Raw genomic sequence first — 18281 nt, forward strand, 5'->3', positions numbered from 1 at the left:
ATAAAAAAATGATTTACTAGAAGAAGACCTCCTTTAGAGACCTTCTTAACGCAATCTATCAAATTATTGTAATATTAAATAGAGCTGTGCCAAGCTTTAGCTTATTCCACATGTTTTCCTTTTTTTAGAGCCAAAGAATAGAAGAAGTGGCTCGTATTCATTGGCTTAATTACTTTTTTCCTGTGTTCTCTGCCCAATGAATTGTAGCTTTGCAAAAAAACACACATATTACTATGATTGAAGGTAACAACAAAGTGATTTCATTGACATACAATCTTTATAAAGATACTGCCGATGGAGAAATGATCGAATCTACCGAGGGCAAAGAACCATTGGTGTTTTTGACAGGTGCGGGGCAAATGATCCCCGAATTTGAGTCAAGTGTAGTTGGGCTTGCTGTAGGAGAAGAGTTTTCTTTCGGTATAAAGTCTGCAAATGCATACGGTGAAAGATCTGACGATGCAGTGCTTGATCTTCCTCAGGACATGTTTATGAACGAGGGTAAAATGATAGATGAAGTACAAGTTGGAAACATTTTGCCTTTGCAAGACAACCAAGGAAATGTACACCATGCAAGGGTACTTTCTATTAATGAAAATACCGTGACTATGGATGCAAACCATCCTTTAGCTGGACAAGATTTATACTTCACTGGAAGCGTCCTTGAAGTAAGAGAGGCTACTGCCGATGAGATTTCTCACGGACATGCGCACGGACCAGGTGGTCACCAGCATTAAGATGCCCTTTACCCAAAAGTCCCTTCAGATTGCTTTCTGGAGGGACTTTTTTATTTTTATGAATATGTTGTATTAAATCAGATTGACCATGCCAGATGGAAGAAAAAGAAAGGATATAGAAATAGGAATAGAGGTGGAAATAGTTCAAAAACAAGATCAGCGAACAGGGGAATTGACCTCGGGGTTTGTAGAAAAGATCCTAACAAACTCGGCACATCATCCACATGGAATAAAGGTGCGGCTAGAAACAGGTGAAGTGGGAAGGGTTAAAAACATCGTTGAAGAAGAATTTTAACCCTTCCTTCTTCTCTATTTAACTATAAAGAATTTTGAACCTATTTGGGCGCCTTCGGCATAAAATTCAGCTTTGTGCCTTCCTTTTTTGAACTCGCTCCCTTTGTTGTAGTCAAAAGTCACTTTTTGCATGCTATTGTCGAAAAGTATTTCCTGCGAAGCGGTGTAGAAAATTTCCTCTCCATCGTACATAAAAGTACCCGAACCCGCAGCGGCGTTGTAGAGTGCAGAACCTTCTGGCTCTATCACACGCATAATAATCGTTTTGCCCCCTAATTCCGCAAGTTTGTTATCGGCTAGATTGAAAATAACCCTAAGCACATCTATCGATTTAGCTTTAAACTCGGTGTCCTCTTTAGCCTTTCCCCTTGAGTTTACGGCTAAGAAAGTTATGTTTTCAGCCTTGAGTGCACCGGCAGCAGAGATTTTCTCTTCCATCTGCCCTTTCTCTTTTTTCAAGCTGTTTATTTCTTGGTTCAAGCTGTTCTTTTGCTCCTTCAAGTTGTAGTTTTCCGAGAGCAATTCTTCGTTCACTTCCTTGAATTTTGCGATCTCCTGATCCTTTCTTTTCAACAAAAACTCATAGCCTTCAATTTTATCTTTGATATCTATATAGCGTTGTTGAGCCATATCACGAGAACGGCGTAGTTCATCTTTCTCTTTTTCAAGTTCATCTTTAATGGTGAGCAACGAGTCTACGTTTCCCCCCAAAAGTTTGATTTCTTCTATCTTATCGTTGAGTTGGGTGCTTATAGAGTCGAGTTTGCCATAAGTAGAAAGTAATTCCATCTGCTTGTTTTCAAGCATCTCTTTGTTCTTCTGCTCGCTCTGCCTGCTCAAAAAGAACTGAACTCCATTGATAATGATCAAAATAGCCAGCACTACTATCACTAGCACTTTCTTGTTGTTATTACTTTTGTTTTCTTCTGCTGACATTTCCTCCGTCAATTTTGATTGGTTATTTATTTTCTATTCGTATTTACCTTTATAAAAGATGTAACCGGTTGATAATAAGAGTTATAGAGTGTGTTTTTGCTTGTGTGCATGTTTCTTGGCTCAAAATTAAGTCATTAGCTGTTGATTTCAAGGTCATTTAACAATTTTCAACTTTTTTAGCCTCTATTCCGCTTTGTTCAGTTTTTCCACTTTCTGGTTAAAAAATGCTACAGCAAGAGTTGGTTCACAATAAAAGAAAAATGAACTGCACAAGTAGAATTTGTACTTGGAAGAAGGTGTAGGTTTTAAACAATCGCTGTAAATTGCCCATCAATTCACTAAGCTCAGCTACAAATGAAGAAACTTATACCCTGTTTGTTTTTACTTTTTCTTACTCAACTCTCTTTTGCGCAAATAGAAATTTCATATGGTCCTAAGGTAGGAATAGGAGCATCTAGCGTGCTTATTGACGACATTAAGGCATCGGACGAACACGCTTTCGAATCCTTGGCGAGAAGTTCAAAATTTACAACCTTCAGCACCCAATTTGGGTTGTTTGCCAATTTTACGAAAGACCTACAAGGCTTCGATTATATATTTGTTCAGCCCGAGTTTTATTTCAGCTCTTTGGGAGGAAATGTTGGATATTATGATTCTTTAGGTGTTCAAACTGGCGAGCGCACAATCCAAAGCGAGCAGTATAGCCGAATAGACTTCCCGGTTTTAGTAGGCTACAAATTTTTTGGGGCGAAGGTCTACGGTGGTCCTTTGTTTAGTTATTTTCTTTCTTCGGGCTCTTCTCTCAATACCGATACCGACTTAGAGGTAGAGCGGAAGTTCAACTCTTCGGGGCTGGGTTTCCAAATAGGGCTAGGAGTAGATGTTGACGAATGGTACTTGGATTTGCGGTATGAAAATATGGGGAACATTGAAAAAGAGACCATAGTTGAAGGAGAAAGTTTTGACCTCAACACTCGGCTTACACAGTTTGCCCTCACCGTTGGCTACCGCTTCGACTAAGCTGTAGAGGCTTCCAAATATCAATTATGACATACTGTGCTTAGGGTTGTCAGTCCTCTCATGTAATATTGTCAGTATAATTTATGCAAAATGGCAGGAAAGTGCAGTGGCACGAGAAATGCTAGTTGGTGATTGAATTTATCATTGAAATAATGTGGTGGCAAACAAGTTTAGAAACTTGCTTGTTCATCACTTGAACTGGTTTTTATTGTTGAACCTTAAATTTAGGTAACAGAAAATGTCAAACGTAAACATTCAACCCCTAGCAGACAGAGTGTTGGTATTACCAGCACCAGCTGAAGAGAAAACTGCATCAGGTATTATCATTCCTGATACTGCAAAAGAGAAACCTCAAAAAGGTGAAGTAGTGGCAGTAGGTCAAGGCAAAAAAGATGAGCCATTGACAGTTAAAGTAGGCAACTCTGTGCTCTACGGAAAGTACTCAGGTACTGAAATCAACGTGGATGGCACTGACTACCTCATCATGAGAGAGTCGGATATCTTCGCTATCGTTTAAGGGAAACCCTCCCTCATCCTGATTTCACAATCATTATTTTAATTAGAAAAAAAACTAAAACATTACCAAAATGGCAAAAACATTAATGTTTGATTCAGAAGCGAGGACCAAACTGAAAAAAGGTGTTGACGCACTTTCAGAAGCCGTAAAAGTAACGCTTGGTCCTAAAGGAAGAAACGTAATCATCGACAAGAAATTCGGTGCTCCTTCAGTAACCAAAGATGGTGTTTCTGTAGCAAAAGAAATCGAATTGAAAGACGCAGTAGAAAACATGGGCGCTCAGCTCGTGAAAGAAGTTGCTTCTAAAACTGCCGACCAAGCAGGTGACGGTACTACTACTGCAACTGTTCTTACCCAAGCAATCTTTGTAGAAGGCTTAAAAAACGTAACTGCAGGTGCTAACCCAATGGACCTTAAAAGAGGTATCGACAAAGCAGTGAGCACTATCGTTGCTCAGTTGCGCGAGAACTCTAAGCCAGTTAACGATTCAAAAGAAATCTCTCAAGTAGCTACTATCTCAGCTAACAACGACTCAGAAATCGGTAACATGATTGCTGAAGCGATGGAAAAAGTTGGAAAAGATGGTGTGATCACTGTTGAAGAAGCTAAAGGAACTGAAACTGAAGTAAAAACTGTAGAAGGTATGCAGTTTGACAGAGGTTACCTTTCTCCTTACTTCGTAACCGACACTGAGAAAATGGAAGCTGATCTTGAAAATCCATACATTCTCATCTACGATAAGAAAGTTTCTACAATGAAAGACCTTTTGCCAGTGCTAGAAGCAGTTGCGCAAACAGGCCGCCCATTGTTGATCATCGCTGAAGACGTTGACGGAGAAGCTCTTGCTACGCTAGTAGTAAACAAAATCCGTGGCGCACTGAAAATCGCTGCTGTAAAAGCTCCAGGTTTCGGCGACAGAAGAAAAGCTATGCTAGAAGATATCGCTATCCTTACTGGCGGTACTGTAGTTTCTGAAGAAAGAGGCTTCAAACTAGAAAGCACTACTATCGATATGTTGGGTACTGCTGAAAAAGTACTTATCGACAAAGACAACACTACTGTAGTAAACGGAGCTGGTTCTGAAGAAGACATCAAAGGTCGTGTGAACCAAATCAAATCTCAGATAGACAACACTTCATCTGACTACGACAAAGAAAAACTACAAGAAAGACTTGCTAAGCTTTCTGGTGGTGTGGCTATCCTTTACATAGGTGCTGCTACTGAAGTAGAGATGAAAGAAAAGAAAGACCGTGTTGACGATGCATTGCACGCGACAAGGGCTGCTGTAGAAGAAGGTGTAGTAACTGGTGGTGGTGTTGCTTTGGTACGTGCCGTAGCTTCACTTGAAGGTATCGAAGTAGAAAACGAAGACCAACAAACTGGTGTGAACATCGTAAGAAAAGCGATTGAAGCTCCATTGAGAACTATCGTAGCTAATGCAGGCCTTGAGCCTTCAGTAATTATCCAGAAAGTACAAGAAGGTGAAGGTAACTTCGGTTACAACGCACGTTCTAACGAATATGGTGACCTAGTTGAGCAAGGTGTAATTGACCCAACTAAAGTTACTCGTTTGGCGCTTGAAAACGCTGCATCTATTGCTTCATTGTTGCTTACTACCGAGTGTGTAGTAGCTGACGAGCCAGAAGCAGAAGGTGCTGGTGGCGGAATGCCAGGTGGTATGCCAGGTGGCATGGGCGGCATGGGCGGCATGATGTAATCAAGCCTCCTCACAATAAGATTAAAAGGGAAGAAAGCTGTACTCGAAAGGGTACAGCTTTTTTTGTTTTGTTGAGACGCATAAGGCATTTTGCCTAACAACACCCGCCACCATCATAAAAATAAGTAGAATCAGAGATGAAAATATCTTCTCTTCCAAGGCTAGCGAGTGCACCAGCAGTTTTATCGCAAACAGCTAGCGGTTGGTTTTGCACCAACACATGTCCCTTTTTATCATCAAACTGTCGCTCATTGCCAAAGTAAATGGCAGTTTTTCCAGTAAACACACACGGTCCATCTTTGGGCATAGGGTCTTTAATAGCGCAAACTTCTAAGCTTTCAATAAAAATATTTTCAGTAGTATCATAATGGTTTGGAGTGAGCATGCGGTAAGGTCGCTTTGCCCTGATTTCTATCGTACCAAATCCTATATCGGTCAGAAGCTTGATATAGTCTTTCATGGGAATAGCTCCGCTGAGGCAGAGTGCCCGTAGCTTTTCATCTTGCTTCAAGTTTTCGGGCATGGTCTGCTCGCAAATAGGATCTGACATCACAAGTTTGCCATGGGGTTTGAGCACTCGGTACATTTCCGCCAAGGCTTTTTTCAAATCCTCGGTGTGGAAAATATTGAACAAGCAGTTTTGAGCGGCTACATCTATGGAATTATCTTCCACGGGCAGTTCAAGGGCATCACCTTTGTGCAGCTCTACAAAATCCGATTTGAACCAAGGGTTTTTGGCTTCGGCTTCTTTAAAGTTTTGGCGGGAAGCATCTAGCATTTCATCCACCACGTCTATCCCCACTACACCTCCTTTTTTCCTGCTGAAATAGGCAAATTGTAACAGCTCCATGCCTCCGCCTACACCCACATACAAGATAGTTGGATTGTTGACCAAATCACGAGGGTGAACGGTGCTGCCGCAGCCATAATTCATTTCCAGCATAATGTTCGGAATATCCAATTCGGGCAATTTCCAAACGGGTGTGGTGGTGCAGCAAAGTCCTACTTCTGGGGTAAGTGCCGCTTGTTTATAAACATCTTTGGTAGTTTCTAAATACGTTGTCATTTCTTTAGTTTTAAAAATTAGGATTATTTTTACACGACTTACGCATGCAGGGACAAACCCTTCAGAAATATCAGTGAACCATGCATTTCAATTGAAATTTTACTCCGAAATACTAGCTATTGCGTAAGTCTTATTATTAAGCAGTTTCCCCTCCACAACTTGAACCAGCACCTGCCGTACATCCGAAGCAATGTTGATTGATCACTATTTCCCGGTTGTTTATTTTGCCCAAATCAAAGTTTTTGATGTGGTTGGGAGCATTTGGTTCTAGCTTGAGATCCAACATTTGGTTAAAATCACAGTCGTAGAGATAGCCATCCCAGCCAATGGAGAGCGTATTGCGGCACATCACACCCATCGCCGCAGCGGGGTTGAACGCATTGACCAGTTTTTCCATATAGCTTTCATACTGGTCGTTATCCACCAAGTATTCCAAAAAGCGACTAACAGGTAGGTTGGTGATGGCGAATAAATTGTTGAATTCAATATCGTAGGTTTTCAGCCTTCGCTTGAACTCGGTTTCCAAGCCCGCTTGGTCGCCGGGAAGAAATGAGCCTGTCGGGTTGTAGACCAAATTGAGTGTTAACCCGCTACCTTCTTTTCCATAGCCTACTTCATTGAGCATCTGCAAGGCTTTTATGGAGCGTTCAAATACGCCCTCGCCTCGCTGGGCATCGGTGCGTCTTGCAGTGAAATAGGGGAGAGAAGAAACCACTTCTACTTGGTGCTTTTTGAAAAATTCAGGAAGATCATGATACTTTGGGTTAGCCAAAATAATAGTGAGGTTGCAGCGAACCAACACATGTTTCCCCATGGCGGTAAGCTCTTCTACAAACCACCTGAAATTCGGGTTCATTTCGGGTGCGCCACCCGTAAGGTCCACCGTGGGGATGTCTGTGCCTTTGAGTGCATCCAAGCACAGTTGCATGGTTTCCCGAGTCATTATTTCCTTTCGGTCGGGCCCGGCATCTACGTGGCAATGCTTGCAAACTTGGTTACACATTTTTCCCACATTCACCTGGAAAATATCAACTCCTGTGGCGGTTAGTGGAAAAATGCCAGTATTTTGAAGTTTCTCTTCAAAAGAATCGCCAATGGATGTATGGCTTAGGAAATCAACTTGGGCACTTGGTGAAGCAAGTTTGTTCCCTCTTTTTTGTAATGATAAAGTTGCAGTTTTCATGTTGTTTAAATTTTGAACAGTGAGATTTTAAGTACGTGGACATAAGAAAGCGTATAGTTGGACGAGGTTGTTTTTTCGTTAGGCGAGCGGTTCCCCGCCGGGACAAAAAATCTACGCATAGCAGAGCTACGTAATGATTTTTTATCGCAGACGGCTAGTCGAAGTATAACGGAAAAAGAAATAGTCCAAATTCACGATTTTTTGTGTTCAGGTACTTAAACCATTTCCTTTCACGGAACTACATGGTCAGGTCTTTCACCTTATTCATCATCTGTGTGCCGTGCACGAGGGAAGCCCCACCTCTAATGGCTACGGCTACATGTACAGCTTCCATCATTTGCTCTTCGTCAGCGCCTTTTTCTAGGCAATCGCTGCTGTAGGCATCTATGCAGTAGGGGCATTGCACGGTATGTGAAACTGCAAGGGCAATCAACGCTTTTTCCCGCGCGGTAAGCGCTCCTTCTTTGAACACGCTTCCGTAGTAATCGAAGAATTTTTTGCCCATTTCTTCTTGGAACTCGGTTACTTTTCCAAATTTCTTAAGATCTTCTGGGTTGTAATAACTTTTGTTTTCAGCCATGATATGTTGTGTTTTTGTGATTTTTAGAAAATAGGAACTAGACGGATTTTTCCTTTTGAGAAAACACGCCTAAGCCAATTGCTTTGGAAAAAGCACCTGACGATATATAGAAAATGAAAAGAGATAAAACTTAGCTAAAGGAAGGAGGTGCTCTCAGTCCAAAAAGGCTAAGGACTAGATTTTTCAGAAGAAAAAAAGTGCTTATTGGATAGAAAGAAGTAGTAGCAAACTTGATCAGCTGCGCTAACAGTTTTTGTAGGTAAGGGGCGATCAGGTTACTTTTTAACACCTTTACAAGATCGGCGGCCGAATCAATATCTTGTTTGCTTGAAAGTATTTCAATATCCAGTTGAGGTTGGCTAGAGCAAAGGCTCAGAAGTTCCCGGAAAACACTACTGGTTTGCCAGCTGATGTTTTTGAAAGCTTCGGGATCAAACGATTCTTGCTGAAGCCCAATAAGATACGTGCCTCCATCAGTTGCGGGACCCAGCACCACTTTTCCCCGTTCCAAAGCCTTGGCACTTTTCTGAATATCTTGGCTTGTGAGGCTAGGGCAGTCGCTGCCGATAGCAATTACTTGGGAAAACCCTTTTGCAAAAACGGATTGAATGGCATGGGTGAATCGCTCTCCAAACGTAATTCCTTTTTGGTCGGGCGTGCTAATGCAAAAGCTTGGATAAGGCGTTTGGGCAACTAGTTTTTTCGTGTGCTCAACTAAATGGGATGCGATGGTACGGTTCGTTTGAGTATTTACTTTTTGGGTAAAGCTTTTTTCTTTCGCCTCTTGGTGGGGAGTGTGCGAAAAGATTAATACAGCGGTATGGTTATTTTTAGTTGGCAAGAAAACCTAAGTACAAATAAGTAAATACTGGTTGAAACCTGCTCTAACAACACATTCCTAAAATTTTAGTTGCAATTTTTTTGATGAGTGTATGTGTGGTAAAGTAATAAGTATGGAAGCTATTTAAACTTTTTCACTGGTTATAGATGTAATACAGTGATTACCTGCTTCTTTAAAGAGTCTAGTTAATTGTTTGTTTTTTATAAATAGGTGCGACCTTTAGGTCGTACATTTTCGATATAATTAAAAGAGACTTTAGCCAAAAATTTAAATCAGTTCATGTCAAAAAAACTATTCATCTTGTTTATTCCTCAACTTATTGATCAACTGTTCACCAATAACAGTAATATCAGCTAACAAAGAAATAATTCGCTGCTGACTATCAAATTCATCATCTATTGAATTGGTTAAAGGATATAGTTTTCGTATACCCTTGTTTAAGTCCTTATTTGATTTAAGGCATTGATCGTAGGTGTTAATTTCTGCAACATGCGCAAACTTGTTTCTGATTTGTGCAAATAATACTAGCTTTTGAGCTTGGCTCTTCTCTAATATATTCATATCAACAATCAAGTTTATTTGTTGGTTTAAGGAAAGAGAACTGCTTTTAGTCCCTAAACTACGAGATGTATCTCTTTCAATCCCTAACCACGCGGCTAGAAATATAGAAATGTTGTATTCGATCTGAACGGAAATATCAATGATTTGATGTCTAGGTTCCAATTATGACACTTTTTTAAGTTTTTTATTAAAGGTGGCGTTGGTATTCAACTCACCCAATCGTCCCAATCACCTTCCCCATCCCAGCCTCAAAATTATCTCCGCTGATGTCCACGGTGAGGGATTCTTTGAACTTTCTTACTATTTCTGGCAGGTTGCTTTCCAATTGTTTGTAGCGGGAAAGCTCGTTTTGCAAATCTTCTACGCCACGTCCCCTGTTCAGCCTTTTTTGCATAAGTTGGCTTATTTCCGCGAGCTCATCTTCCACCTTGTCCAGCGCATCGTCTACAAACCCTCTTCCGAAAAATGAATTATCAATGGCGCAACCGATGAATTTTTTGTTGGCAATTCTTTCCCCTGTCAAAGTTAGTTGGCTTTCCATGGCTACCCAAGCAGAGAGTAGGCTATTGGGCGAGACCAAAGAAAGGGTCACGTCATTTTCCCGCACGCATTTTTCTATGAAGGATTTGATGTCTTCTCCAGCCCCCATCGCTTCCGAGTCGATGGTGACGGTTAGCCCAGCTTCTTCCAGTTTGGCTTTTACTTGTTGCGCCACTTCTTTATCCTTGTGGTTATAGGAAATAAAAACTCGCTTTCCTTGTGAGGAAGAAGAGCTAGGTTGCATTGCAGAGGTTTGGGTAGGTTGGTGTTCAAATAACTCGCTGTTATCATCCAAATAGCTTAGCAGGGCATAGGTAATTTGATTTTTGGTGCGATTAGTATCATCGGTTCTTGCAATGCCCATACGCTCATCTTTTAAGGCTTTGTTTAGCCTAGCCGACTGATGAGTAATATCGCTATGGATGTCGGTGCCTTCTGTGGCAACCAATAACTCTTTCACCGCTTTTTCAAGCTCACCATTGGCTATGAGTTGTTTCAGTTCTTGGATGGAGGGCATACGCATTTTTGTTTATTTCTTCCCGATAACATATTGTTTTGCCATCCAATCTACAAAATGCCTCGAGATTATCCAATACCTATTTTGCAGCCACTTTTTCCATAAAAAGTTCGGGTTTTTCAATCATCTTAAACCCGTATTGCTCGTACAGTCCGTGGGCATCGGCGGTAGCCAAGCCCCAGCGGTACAAGCCCTGAAGTTCTTCTTGTTTCATAATAGCGTCCATCAGCATTTTGCTCAAGCCCTTTTTTCTGTGTTTTTCCAAAATAAACACATCCATTATCCAAGCAAAAACAGCATAGTCGGTGGCTACCCTGGCAAAGCCTACTTGTTGCTCTCCGTGGTAAACCCCAAAGCAAAAGGAATGCTCAATAGACTTCCTTACGGTTTCTATCGTTCTTCCCTTTGCCCAATAAGAATCATTGCTGAGGTAGTTGTGGATAAGCGAAATATCCAGTTTGCTTTTGTCTGTTGAGATGTAATATTCTTGGTTCATGAAAAGCTATTTTTGATTTTTTCATAAACCTACAAACTGTTTTCATTTCTTCAAGCTGCCCAACTCTACTTTTAATTCTACTCCACTAATTTTTCGGGCAAATGATTGTTCAATCAAATAGCATAGAATGTTTGATGCAGCTTCATGGCTTAATCCATCTTCATGAATGTTGGAAATGCAATTCCGTTTTTCATCGGTAAGCCCAGGCTTAGGGGCGTAGGTGGTATAAATTCCCATACTTTGCGGTGAAGAAAGTCCTGGTCTTTCGCCAATCATTACAGCAGTGAATTTTGCTTGGAGTAGTTCTCCGATCTCATCGGCTATGGCTACCCTTCCTTGCTCTACCAAGGCGATGGCAATTTTATGTGTTTCAACATAAGAGGGGAGCATTTTTTTTAAGACCTCTATTGCGTGGTAGTTTACCCCATTGGCAGAAAGTCCATCGCTAATGACAAAAACAATGTCGAATGTGGAGTTTTCTTTTCTTAGCTTAATGATGGATGTTTTAGCCAGTTTTCTTCCCAAGTCAGGTCTTTTCAAATATTCTTGCCTATTCGAAACTCTACTCTTTAATTTAAAAATAGGGATACCTGACTGGGCGAACTGTTGGGTAAATAGTTCGAGGTCCAAATTGGAATAGATGGCATCTTTGGCGTGAGCATGTGCCAGTTTAAATGCGAGTACTTCGTTGAGCGGGAGGCTTCCTCCTACATTTCCTAAGGCAATTCGGGCTTTTGTAAATTCTTTCAGGCTCGCCCAAGGGTCTTCTTGTGCGTGCTGATTTTTTGGTTTCAGACTCATTGTTTTAGTAGCTATTGAGTAGATAGTGAGAAGTTGCGATTGGAAGTCTGTTGCCGTTTTCGTCTAAAATTCCCATGGTCAAAAGCCATTGTTCAAACTCAGCTGCAGGCCGTTTGTGCAAGGCTTTGCGTAGGTACATAGCATCGTGGAAAGAAGTAGATTGGTAGTTGAGCATTATATCATCGGCGCCTGGTACGCCCATGATGAAATTGCAGCCGGCCACCCCCAAAAGGGTCATCAAGTTATCCATATCGTCTTGGTCGGCTTCGGAGTGGTTGGTATAGCAAACGTCCATTCCCATGGGCAAACCAAGGGTTTTGGCACAAAAGTGATCTTCCAAAGCCGCCCGGATAATTTGCTTTCCATCGTAAAGATACTCAGGACCAATGAAACCTACTACTGAATTGACCAAAAAAGGGTTGAACTTTCTTGCCACGGCATAGGCTCGGGCTTCACACGTTTGCTGATCTACTCCTTGGTGGGCATTTGCAGAAAGGGAAGAGCCTTGCCCCGTTTCAAAATACATTACTTGCTTTTCTTCAGCGCATCTCTTTAGGGAAATGGCTGCTTCGTACGCTTCTTCTAACAAGGAAAGGTTCACTCCAAAAGAAGAATTGGTTTGTTCTGTTCCGCCAATAGATTGGAAAACAAGGTCTACCGGAGCTTTATCAATAATTTGCAGCGTGGTGGTCACATGACTGAGAATACAACTTTGGGTCGGGATGTCGAACTTTTGACGGATACCGTCCAACATGTGCAGCAAATTAGCAACTACGTCAGGACTGTCGGTAGCGGGATTAATTCCAATGACTGCGTCTCCGCAACCGTACATCAGTCCATCAATAATACTGGCGGCAATCGCTTTTGGATCGTCCACGGGGCTGTTGGGCTGCAACCGCACCGAGAGCCTTCCTGCTTGCCCCACCGTTGTTCGGAATTTACTTTCCACCACACATTTTTGGGCAACGGCTATCAGATCTTGGTTGCGCATAAGCTTAGAAACTGCGGCAACCATTTCTGGTGTAAGCCCTGAGGCTAGTTCTTTGAGGGTTTTGTTATCGGCTTCGTTGGTGAGCAGCCAATCTCGGAATTGCCCTACAGTAAAGTGGGAAATTGGTTCAAAGGCTTCTTTGTTGTGCGAATCAACAATTAGCCGAGTGATTTCATCTGTTTCGTAGGGAATGATTGCTTCGTCGAGGAAATTTTTGAGGGGTGCATCGGCAAGGGCATATTGGGCAGCTACTCGTTCTTCGTTGCTTTCTGCGGCAATTCCTGCCAAGGCATCGCCCGTGCGGAAAGGGCTAGCTTTCGCCAAAAGTGTTTTGAGGTCGGCGAAAATGTAGTTTTTATTATGAACAGTAAATGTATATCTCATCTGGCATTAATAGAAATTCTAATAAACTAAAGCTACTGAAAAGGAAGGTTGAAAATTGGTTTTCCATATTAAGAAAAGTTGAAGCTTCTTGTCAGCAAAAAAAGAACTCAAGTCTTCCTGAATTCCGAAGGCGTTTTCCCCGTCCAGCGTTTGAAAGAGCGGATGAAGGTACTCGTATCGGCATAACTAAGGAGGTAGGCTACGTCGCCTATGCTCAGTTCTGGATTTGCAAGGTAGTCGATCGCAAAATCTTTCCTAAGCTCGTCAATCAGTTTTTTGTAAGAATATCCTTCGTTTTTTAGCTTTCGCTGAAAGGTTCTCACGCTCAGGTTCAAGTGCCCAGCAACTTGCTCCACTGTGGGGAAATGTGGTTTGATCAAGTTAACCACCGAACGCCTTACCACTTCGTAAAATCCATTTTCCAAATGCATTTTTTCCTGCTTGTCATGTGCATGATTCACAAGAACTTTCAGTAGTTCATAATCGCTGGTGACTACCTTTTCCTCCACCTGCCTTTTGCTCAAAATCAGCGCATTTTCCTTTTGTCCAAACTTAAGTGAAGTAGTGCCCAACACCCTTTCTAGCTCCGCTAAGTTGGTGGGGCGCTCAAATGTCAGCCATATTTCTTTAGGCGTTTGTTTGTGGAAAGTAAGCGACTGAAATTCCCGAATGGTAAATGCCAAATACCCATATAAAGTATGTATTACGCTAATGGGCGCTTGTTTTTCCCAAAGAGGATTGGGCTTCAAACTAAGTTTGAAATAGTCTTTTTCTTCTGAAAGCAGAGTGGGCAGTGCACTGCAACCAAGGTTTGCAAACTCACAACAATATTCGAGAGCTTGCTTCACTGTTTGGCTCGTTTGCGCAATTTGGACAATCAGCCCCGCTGCCGAAAGGTTCAAACTTTCCCCAGCATGCAGCCCAAAAAGTTCATCGTTCGTTTCTTCCACCGCTGCTTTTAACACCTCATTATATTCTTCGGCACTAAGCTTACAATCTTCTTTGTAAAGTTCCTTGGCAGGCTTTCCACTTAGGGCAATTAGTTTTTCCAAATCAGCCCCTTGCTGCGCGGCAAATTGGGCAAGGTTCAACACAAATCTTCCATTGAAATGCATGGGTTTAGAAATTAGAGGTTGGATGCTAGGAGTTAGTAAGGGTCTTGTAGTTTCATACAAGACCGAAGTTAATGATATTTTTAAAACTGGCGCGAAATGCCAATTGTTTGGCGCTTGTAGCAAACCTGCCATCCTAGATTTTCGCCATTTTAGTATTGAACATTAATTCTAAAAAGGAAATCATGAAAACATTACGGTCAGAAATAGTTATTGAAGCATCGGCAGCGAAAGTGTGGGAAGTACTGATGAACCACGAAGCATATCCTGAATGGAATCCTTTCATCAAAAAGCTAAGTGGAAATGTTGCTGAAGGAAATCAAATTGCGGTGATGATCCAGCCTGAAGGGAAAAGTGCGATGGATTTTACCCCGATTGTATTGAAAAATGAGAAAAATAAAGAATTTCGCTGGTTGGGAAAACTGTTTGTAAAAGGGCTTTTTGATGGAGAGCATTTTTTCAAACTCGAAAAAATAGATGAACAAAAAACGAAGCTGATCCATGGGGAGAACTTTAGCGGGGTAATATCAGGCGTTTTGCTTAATATGTTGGGGGAAAGTACCCAAAAAGGTTTTGAACAAATGAATGAAGCATTGAAGCTACGTGTGGAATCAGCTTATTCTAACATAGGAATTCCTGCAAATTAGTTTATAGACTCTTACTTTCTCAACAGGTTTTACGACCAGTTACGGGTTTCTAGTTTTATGAAAACCTTCAGTAGACGCAGATTGTATTGAGTTGCTTTAATAAGATGAAGACGACATTTTAATTTAGAGTGTAATGAGAAACGAAGAAAAAAACTTGAGGGGAGCTTTGATAGCTAATGCTGTTTTCAGTTTTATAAGCGGTCTATTGTTTATGGTTCTCCCTCAGGAACTTGCCCAACTTATGGGCTTGGCTTATCCAGACTGGCTAGTTTTTATTGGGGTTGGCCTGCTAGGTTTTGCTATTATTATTTTGCTGTTGCTTTTTAAGCCAAGGTTGATTCCTGGCCAAGTAAAGGCAATTACTTACCTCGATTGGGGGTGGGTGATTGGGAGCATGTTACTCATTTTAATAGATCCGCTATACTTCACGCTCAAAGGCTTGGTGATAGTGGCGATGTTGGCAATGGTGGTGGCTACTTTGGCTATTTGGCAGGGCAAGGCTTTGGGGAGGTTGTAGAAAGGTGCTTTTTTGAAATTAAATCTCGAAAACTATTGAATTAACCTATGGTTTTGCTTTTTTGTAGTTGGATATTAACAAATACAGGAGCATGACTTTAAAAGATTTTGAGAACGAAGTGGATCAAGTGATACTCGAAAGAGGGTATGCTTATTTTTTGGAAGGGGCGGTAGAGGATTTGGAAAATACAGGTAGGGGAAATTGGTGGGCGAACGTTCAGGGCATTGATGAATATGAAGTGGAAGTGAAGACCCGGCAGACCCAAATAAAAGAATGGGAATGCGAATGTCCGTATGATCATGGACCTGTGTGCAAGCATGTGGTGGCTGTGTTTTATGCTATCCGCGATAATATGGGTGTGGCAGCAAAGAGCAAAAAAGAGGTGAAGGCTGCCAAGAAGGGAAAAGACCCTGTCGAAGAAATTTTTAAAAAAGCATCGAAAGAGGAACTTCAAGCTTTTATAAAAGCACAGTTTAGGAGTTCGAAAGGACTTAAAAGTTCTCTTTTGGTACATTTTGCCGAGTTGACTACCAGCGACCAAACTGAAATGTACCGCACCATAGTTCAAAATATTTATAAAGGAGGGAAGGGGAGGAAAAGTTATATTGACCAAACTGCGGAGAACAAAATAAATAAAGGCCTGAAGGACTTGTTGAAGAAGGCGGAAAAGGCTTTTGCAAGTAATGACCTTCCTCAGGCTTTGGAAATCAGCAAGGTGTTGTTGGAAGAAATCCCTGGTATCCTAAGTAAGATGGATTATGGATCGGCTACGGGCCAGTTACTTGGCGATGCCCATAATTTGTTGATGAATATTGGAGAAAAAGCTCCTGCTATGCTCAAAGACGAGCTTTTTGGCTATTACTTGGAAGAATATCCAAAGCCCAAGTATAAGAAGCTTGGCTTTGGGCAAGCACTTCTTGTTTCTATGCAAGGCCTAATCACCACTAGTTCTCAAGAAAAGAAATTTTTTGATCTCCTTGACAAGGAAATAGCGAATGAGAAAATAGATCATTATATCATTCCTTTGGTTAAGCTGAAAGTGGTTTATCTGATGAATGCTAAAAAGGAAAAAGAGGCTTTGGCATTGATGGAAGAGAATATACGCTTTTCTGAATTCAAGGAAATGTTGATCAATCTTGCTATCAAGAATAAAAACTTTGCAAAGGCAAAATTTTGGTGCAATGATGTTATTGCTGAGGCAGAGAGGGGCAAAAATAATCGCTGGGGAAGAAACTTCAATTGGGAATCCATTCTATTGCGTATTGCCGAAGCGGAAAAAGACACGGCAACTATAAGGAAATGGGCAGAGTTTTTATTTTACAACGATAATTTTTTGGAGGGTTATTATGAATCGTTGAAAGGAGCTTATTCAAAAGAAGAATGGGTTGCAAAGCGAGATGAGGTTATCGGTAAGTTGCTCAAAAAGACAGAGGACAAAGAACCGTTTTGGGTCATTCGGGAGAGGATTCTACCGACCCTTGCCAGCATTTATACATCTGAAAAATTGTGGGATCAATTGTTTGAACTGCTCCAAGAGAATTTTAAAGACTTGAGGTTGGTTTTCACTTTTGGCGAAAACATATTCCCTTATAAACCGAAAGAAGAAGTATTTAGCATATTTGAGAAAAGCTTGAAGTATTACGCACAAGAAACAGGTAAAAGCATTTATAATGATGTTATTAGGATAATGAAGACAATTGACAAAATGGAAGGTGGTAATATCTTAGTGGATAAGCTCATCAAGCATTTTAGGAATATTTATTTTAGAAGGAGGGCTTTTATGGAGAAATTGGACAAGGCTTTTGCTGGAAGATGATTTTTATGTCTGGAGTAAAACGGATATGGTTTTTTTGAAAGGACAATTTTAGGAGCTATCTTGGGCACTTATTTTTTGCACCAACCTCTAAGCTTATAAAAACTCCCTTCCCATATTATTCGATTGGGCATTTTATTAATCAGCCTGATAACCGTACAGAGTTTGAAATAACTCGCTTTGAGGAAATGGAAGAACCTGAAATTGATAGGGTTCACAAGCATACATTTTATGAGATTTTGTGGGTAGATGAAGGTAACAGTTCCCAAACGATTGATTACCAAACCTACGAATTGGGTATGCAAAGCCTATTTTTTATTTCCCCTGGGCAGGTGCATGTATTTGAAGAATGGCAACCGCTCAAAGGCGGGACGATCCTATTTACCGAAGATTTTTTCTTGCTCAACCAGCAAAATAAGGATACCCTGTTTGAATTGAGTTTTTTGGACAATGTGTATACAAACCCTTGCCTAAAACTTTCAAGTACGGAGTTTGGAGAAGTGCGACGTACGATTGAATTGTTGATTAAAGAGAAAAACAGGCAAGAGCCAAGTCTTCAAATTTTACAGTCTTTGTTAAAAGTGTTGTTGCACCAAATTCAGCGAAGCATCGATACGCTATCGGGGGGACGGATTCCCAAAAGACAGCTCATTCTGTTCAAGCAGTTTAGACAATTGGTAGAAGAAAAGTTTGAGCAAAACGTGACAGCGAGTGATTATGCTGAGGAACTCAATGTCACCCAACATCACCTAAACCGGGTAGTGAAAGAGGTAACGGGCAAAACGGCAACCGAAATAATTCGGGCTAGAAGTATGCTAGAAGTCAAGCGGTTACTCACCTTTACCGACCTTACAATCACAGAAGTTTCGGCTTCATTGGGTTACTTCGATAGCTCTTACTTTGCCAAGTTATTTAAAAAAGAAACAGGAAGCTCCCCGAAGGGTTTTAGGAATGAAATGTCCGAAAAATACCGAAACTAGTATTGCTTGTTCTAGTCTGATTTTTAGTTTC

General features: G+C 41.2%; 20 protein-coding genes. 9 read left to right on the forward strand and 11 right to left on the reverse strand.

What is annotated here, in order from left to right; genetic code table 11:
• The first annotated feature begins 233 nt into the window (after positions 1–233).
• Positions 234–737 carry a peptidylprolyl isomerase gene (locus tag R9C00_02060; GenBank protein WPO36226.1) on the forward strand — a complete coding sequence of 168 codons (504 nt, stop codon included), beginning with the start codon at positions 234–236 and terminating at the stop codon, positions 735–737.
• Positions 738–825: 88 nt separating this feature from the next.
• Positions 826–1032 (forward strand): YwbE family protein, encoded by a 207-nt coding sequence (locus R9C00_02065; GenBank protein ID WPO36227.1) that lies wholly within the window; start codon positions 826–828, stop codon positions 1030–1032.
• 14 nt (positions 1033–1046) lie between these two features.
• On the opposite strand, the gene R9C00_02070 is transcribed toward R9C00_02065, so the two are convergent.
• Positions 1047–1967: a chromosome segregation protein SMC gene (locus R9C00_02070; GenBank protein ID WPO36228.1), complete on the reverse strand. Its 921-nt coding sequence runs from the start codon at positions 1965–1967 to the stop codon at positions 1047–1049.
• Positions 1968–2321: 354 nt separating this feature from the next.
• Here R9C00_02070 and R9C00_02075 point away from each other — a divergent pair, with 354 nt between their 5' ends.
• The 3 genes from R9C00_02075 (at position 2322) to groL (ending at position 5221) form a co-directional block, all read left to right on the forward strand.
• A complete protein-coding gene (locus R9C00_02075; protein ID WPO36229.1) occupies positions 2322–2987 on the forward strand; it encodes an outer membrane beta-barrel protein in 666 nt (221 codons plus the stop codon).
• A 238-nt stretch (positions 2988–3225) separates the two neighbouring features.
• Positions 3226–3504, forward strand: coding sequence for a co-chaperone GroES (locus R9C00_02080; protein WPO36230.1), 279 nt, complete (start codon positions 3226–3228; stop codon positions 3502–3504).
• Between the two features lie 70 nt (positions 3505–3574).
• The gene (gene groL, locus R9C00_02085; protein ID WPO36231.1) at positions 3575–5221 is read left to right on the forward strand and encodes a chaperonin GroEL; all 1647 of its coding nucleotides are present in this window, start codon (positions 3575–3577) and stop codon (positions 5219–5221) included.
• Between the two features lie 94 nt (positions 5222–5315).
• Here the strand turns inward: groL and arsM are convergent, their stop codons facing one another.
• The 10 genes from arsM to R9C00_02135 form a co-directional block, all read right to left on the reverse strand.
• Positions 5316–6287, reverse strand: a complete 972-nt coding sequence (gene arsM, locus R9C00_02090) for an arsenosugar biosynthesis arsenite methyltransferase ArsM (protein ID WPO36232.1) — start codon at positions 6285–6287, stop codon at positions 5316–5318.
• 136 nt (positions 6288–6423) lie between these two features.
• Positions 6424–7470: an arsenosugar biosynthesis radical SAM protein ArsS gene (gene arsS / locus R9C00_02095; protein WPO36233.1), complete on the reverse strand. Its 1047-nt coding sequence runs from the start codon at positions 7468–7470 to the stop codon at positions 6424–6426.
• 238 nt (positions 7471–7708) lie between these two features.
• A complete protein-coding gene (locus R9C00_02100) occupies positions 7709–8050 on the reverse strand; it encodes an arsenosugar biosynthesis-associated peroxidase-like protein (GenBank protein WPO36234.1) in 342 nt (113 codons plus the stop codon).
• 130 nt (positions 8051–8180) lie between these two features.
• Positions 8181–8891, reverse strand: a complete 711-nt coding sequence (locus R9C00_02105; protein WPO36235.1) for a DUF2064 domain-containing protein — start codon at positions 8889–8891, stop codon at positions 8181–8183.
• Positions 8892–9182: 291 nt separating this feature from the next.
• A complete protein-coding gene (locus R9C00_02110; GenBank protein ID WPO36236.1) occupies positions 9183–9614 on the reverse strand; it encodes a hypothetical protein in 432 nt (143 codons plus the stop codon).
• Between the two features lie 49 nt (positions 9615–9663).
• Positions 9664–10509, reverse strand: a complete 846-nt coding sequence (locus tag R9C00_02115; protein ID WPO36237.1) for a TIR domain-containing protein — start codon at positions 10507–10509, stop codon at positions 9664–9666.
• Positions 10510–10588: 79 nt separating this feature from the next.
• Positions 10589–11005, reverse strand: coding sequence for a GNAT family N-acetyltransferase (locus R9C00_02120; protein WPO36238.1), 417 nt, complete (start codon positions 11003–11005; stop codon positions 10589–10591).
• A 42-nt stretch (positions 11006–11047) separates the two neighbouring features.
• Positions 11048–11806 (reverse strand): ethanolamine ammonia-lyase subunit EutC, encoded by a 759-nt coding sequence (gene eutC / locus R9C00_02125; GenBank protein WPO36239.1) that lies wholly within the window; start codon positions 11804–11806, stop codon positions 11048–11050.
• A 4-nt stretch (positions 11807–11810) separates the two neighbouring features.
• Positions 11811–13181, reverse strand: a complete 1371-nt coding sequence (locus tag R9C00_02130) for an ethanolamine ammonia-lyase subunit EutB (GenBank protein ID WPO36240.1) — start codon at positions 13179–13181, stop codon at positions 11811–11813.
• 107 nt (positions 13182–13288) lie between these two features.
• The gene (locus tag R9C00_02135) at positions 13289–14296 is read right to left on the reverse strand and encodes an AraC family transcriptional regulator ligand-binding domain-containing protein (protein ID WPO36241.1); all 1008 of its coding nucleotides are present in this window, start codon (positions 14294–14296) and stop codon (positions 13289–13291) included.
• A 182-nt stretch (positions 14297–14478) separates the two neighbouring features.
• Between R9C00_02135 and R9C00_02140 the strand changes: the two genes are divergently transcribed.
• The 4 genes from R9C00_02140 to R9C00_02155 all read left to right on the forward strand — a co-directional run bounded on the left by R9C00_02140 (position 14479) and on the right by R9C00_02155 (position 18250).
• Complete coding sequence (locus R9C00_02140; GenBank protein ID WPO36242.1) at positions 14479–14940, forward strand: SRPBCC domain-containing protein; 462 nt, start codon at positions 14479–14481, stop codon at positions 14938–14940.
• A 133-nt stretch (positions 14941–15073) separates the two neighbouring features.
• On the forward strand, positions 15074–15457 hold the full coding sequence (locus R9C00_02145; GenBank protein ID WPO36243.1) for a hypothetical protein: 384 nt from the start codon (positions 15074–15076) through the stop codon (positions 15455–15457).
• Positions 15458–15548: 91 nt separating this feature from the next.
• The gene (locus R9C00_02150; GenBank protein ID WPO36244.1) at positions 15549–17273 is read left to right on the forward strand and encodes an SWIM zinc finger family protein; all 1725 of its coding nucleotides are present in this window, start codon (positions 15549–15551) and stop codon (positions 17271–17273) included.
• Positions 17274–17458: 185 nt separating this feature from the next.
• Complete coding sequence (locus tag R9C00_02155) at positions 17459–18250, forward strand: AraC family transcriptional regulator (GenBank protein ID WPO36245.1); 792 nt, start codon at positions 17459–17461, stop codon at positions 18248–18250.
• The last annotated feature ends 31 nt before the right edge of the window (positions 18251–18281 follow it).

The sequence above is a fragment of the Flammeovirgaceae bacterium SG7u.111 genome (assembly GCA_034044135.1).
In the GTDB taxonomy this organism is placed as follows: Bacteria; Bacteroidota; Bacteroidia; order Cytophagales; family Flammeovirgaceae.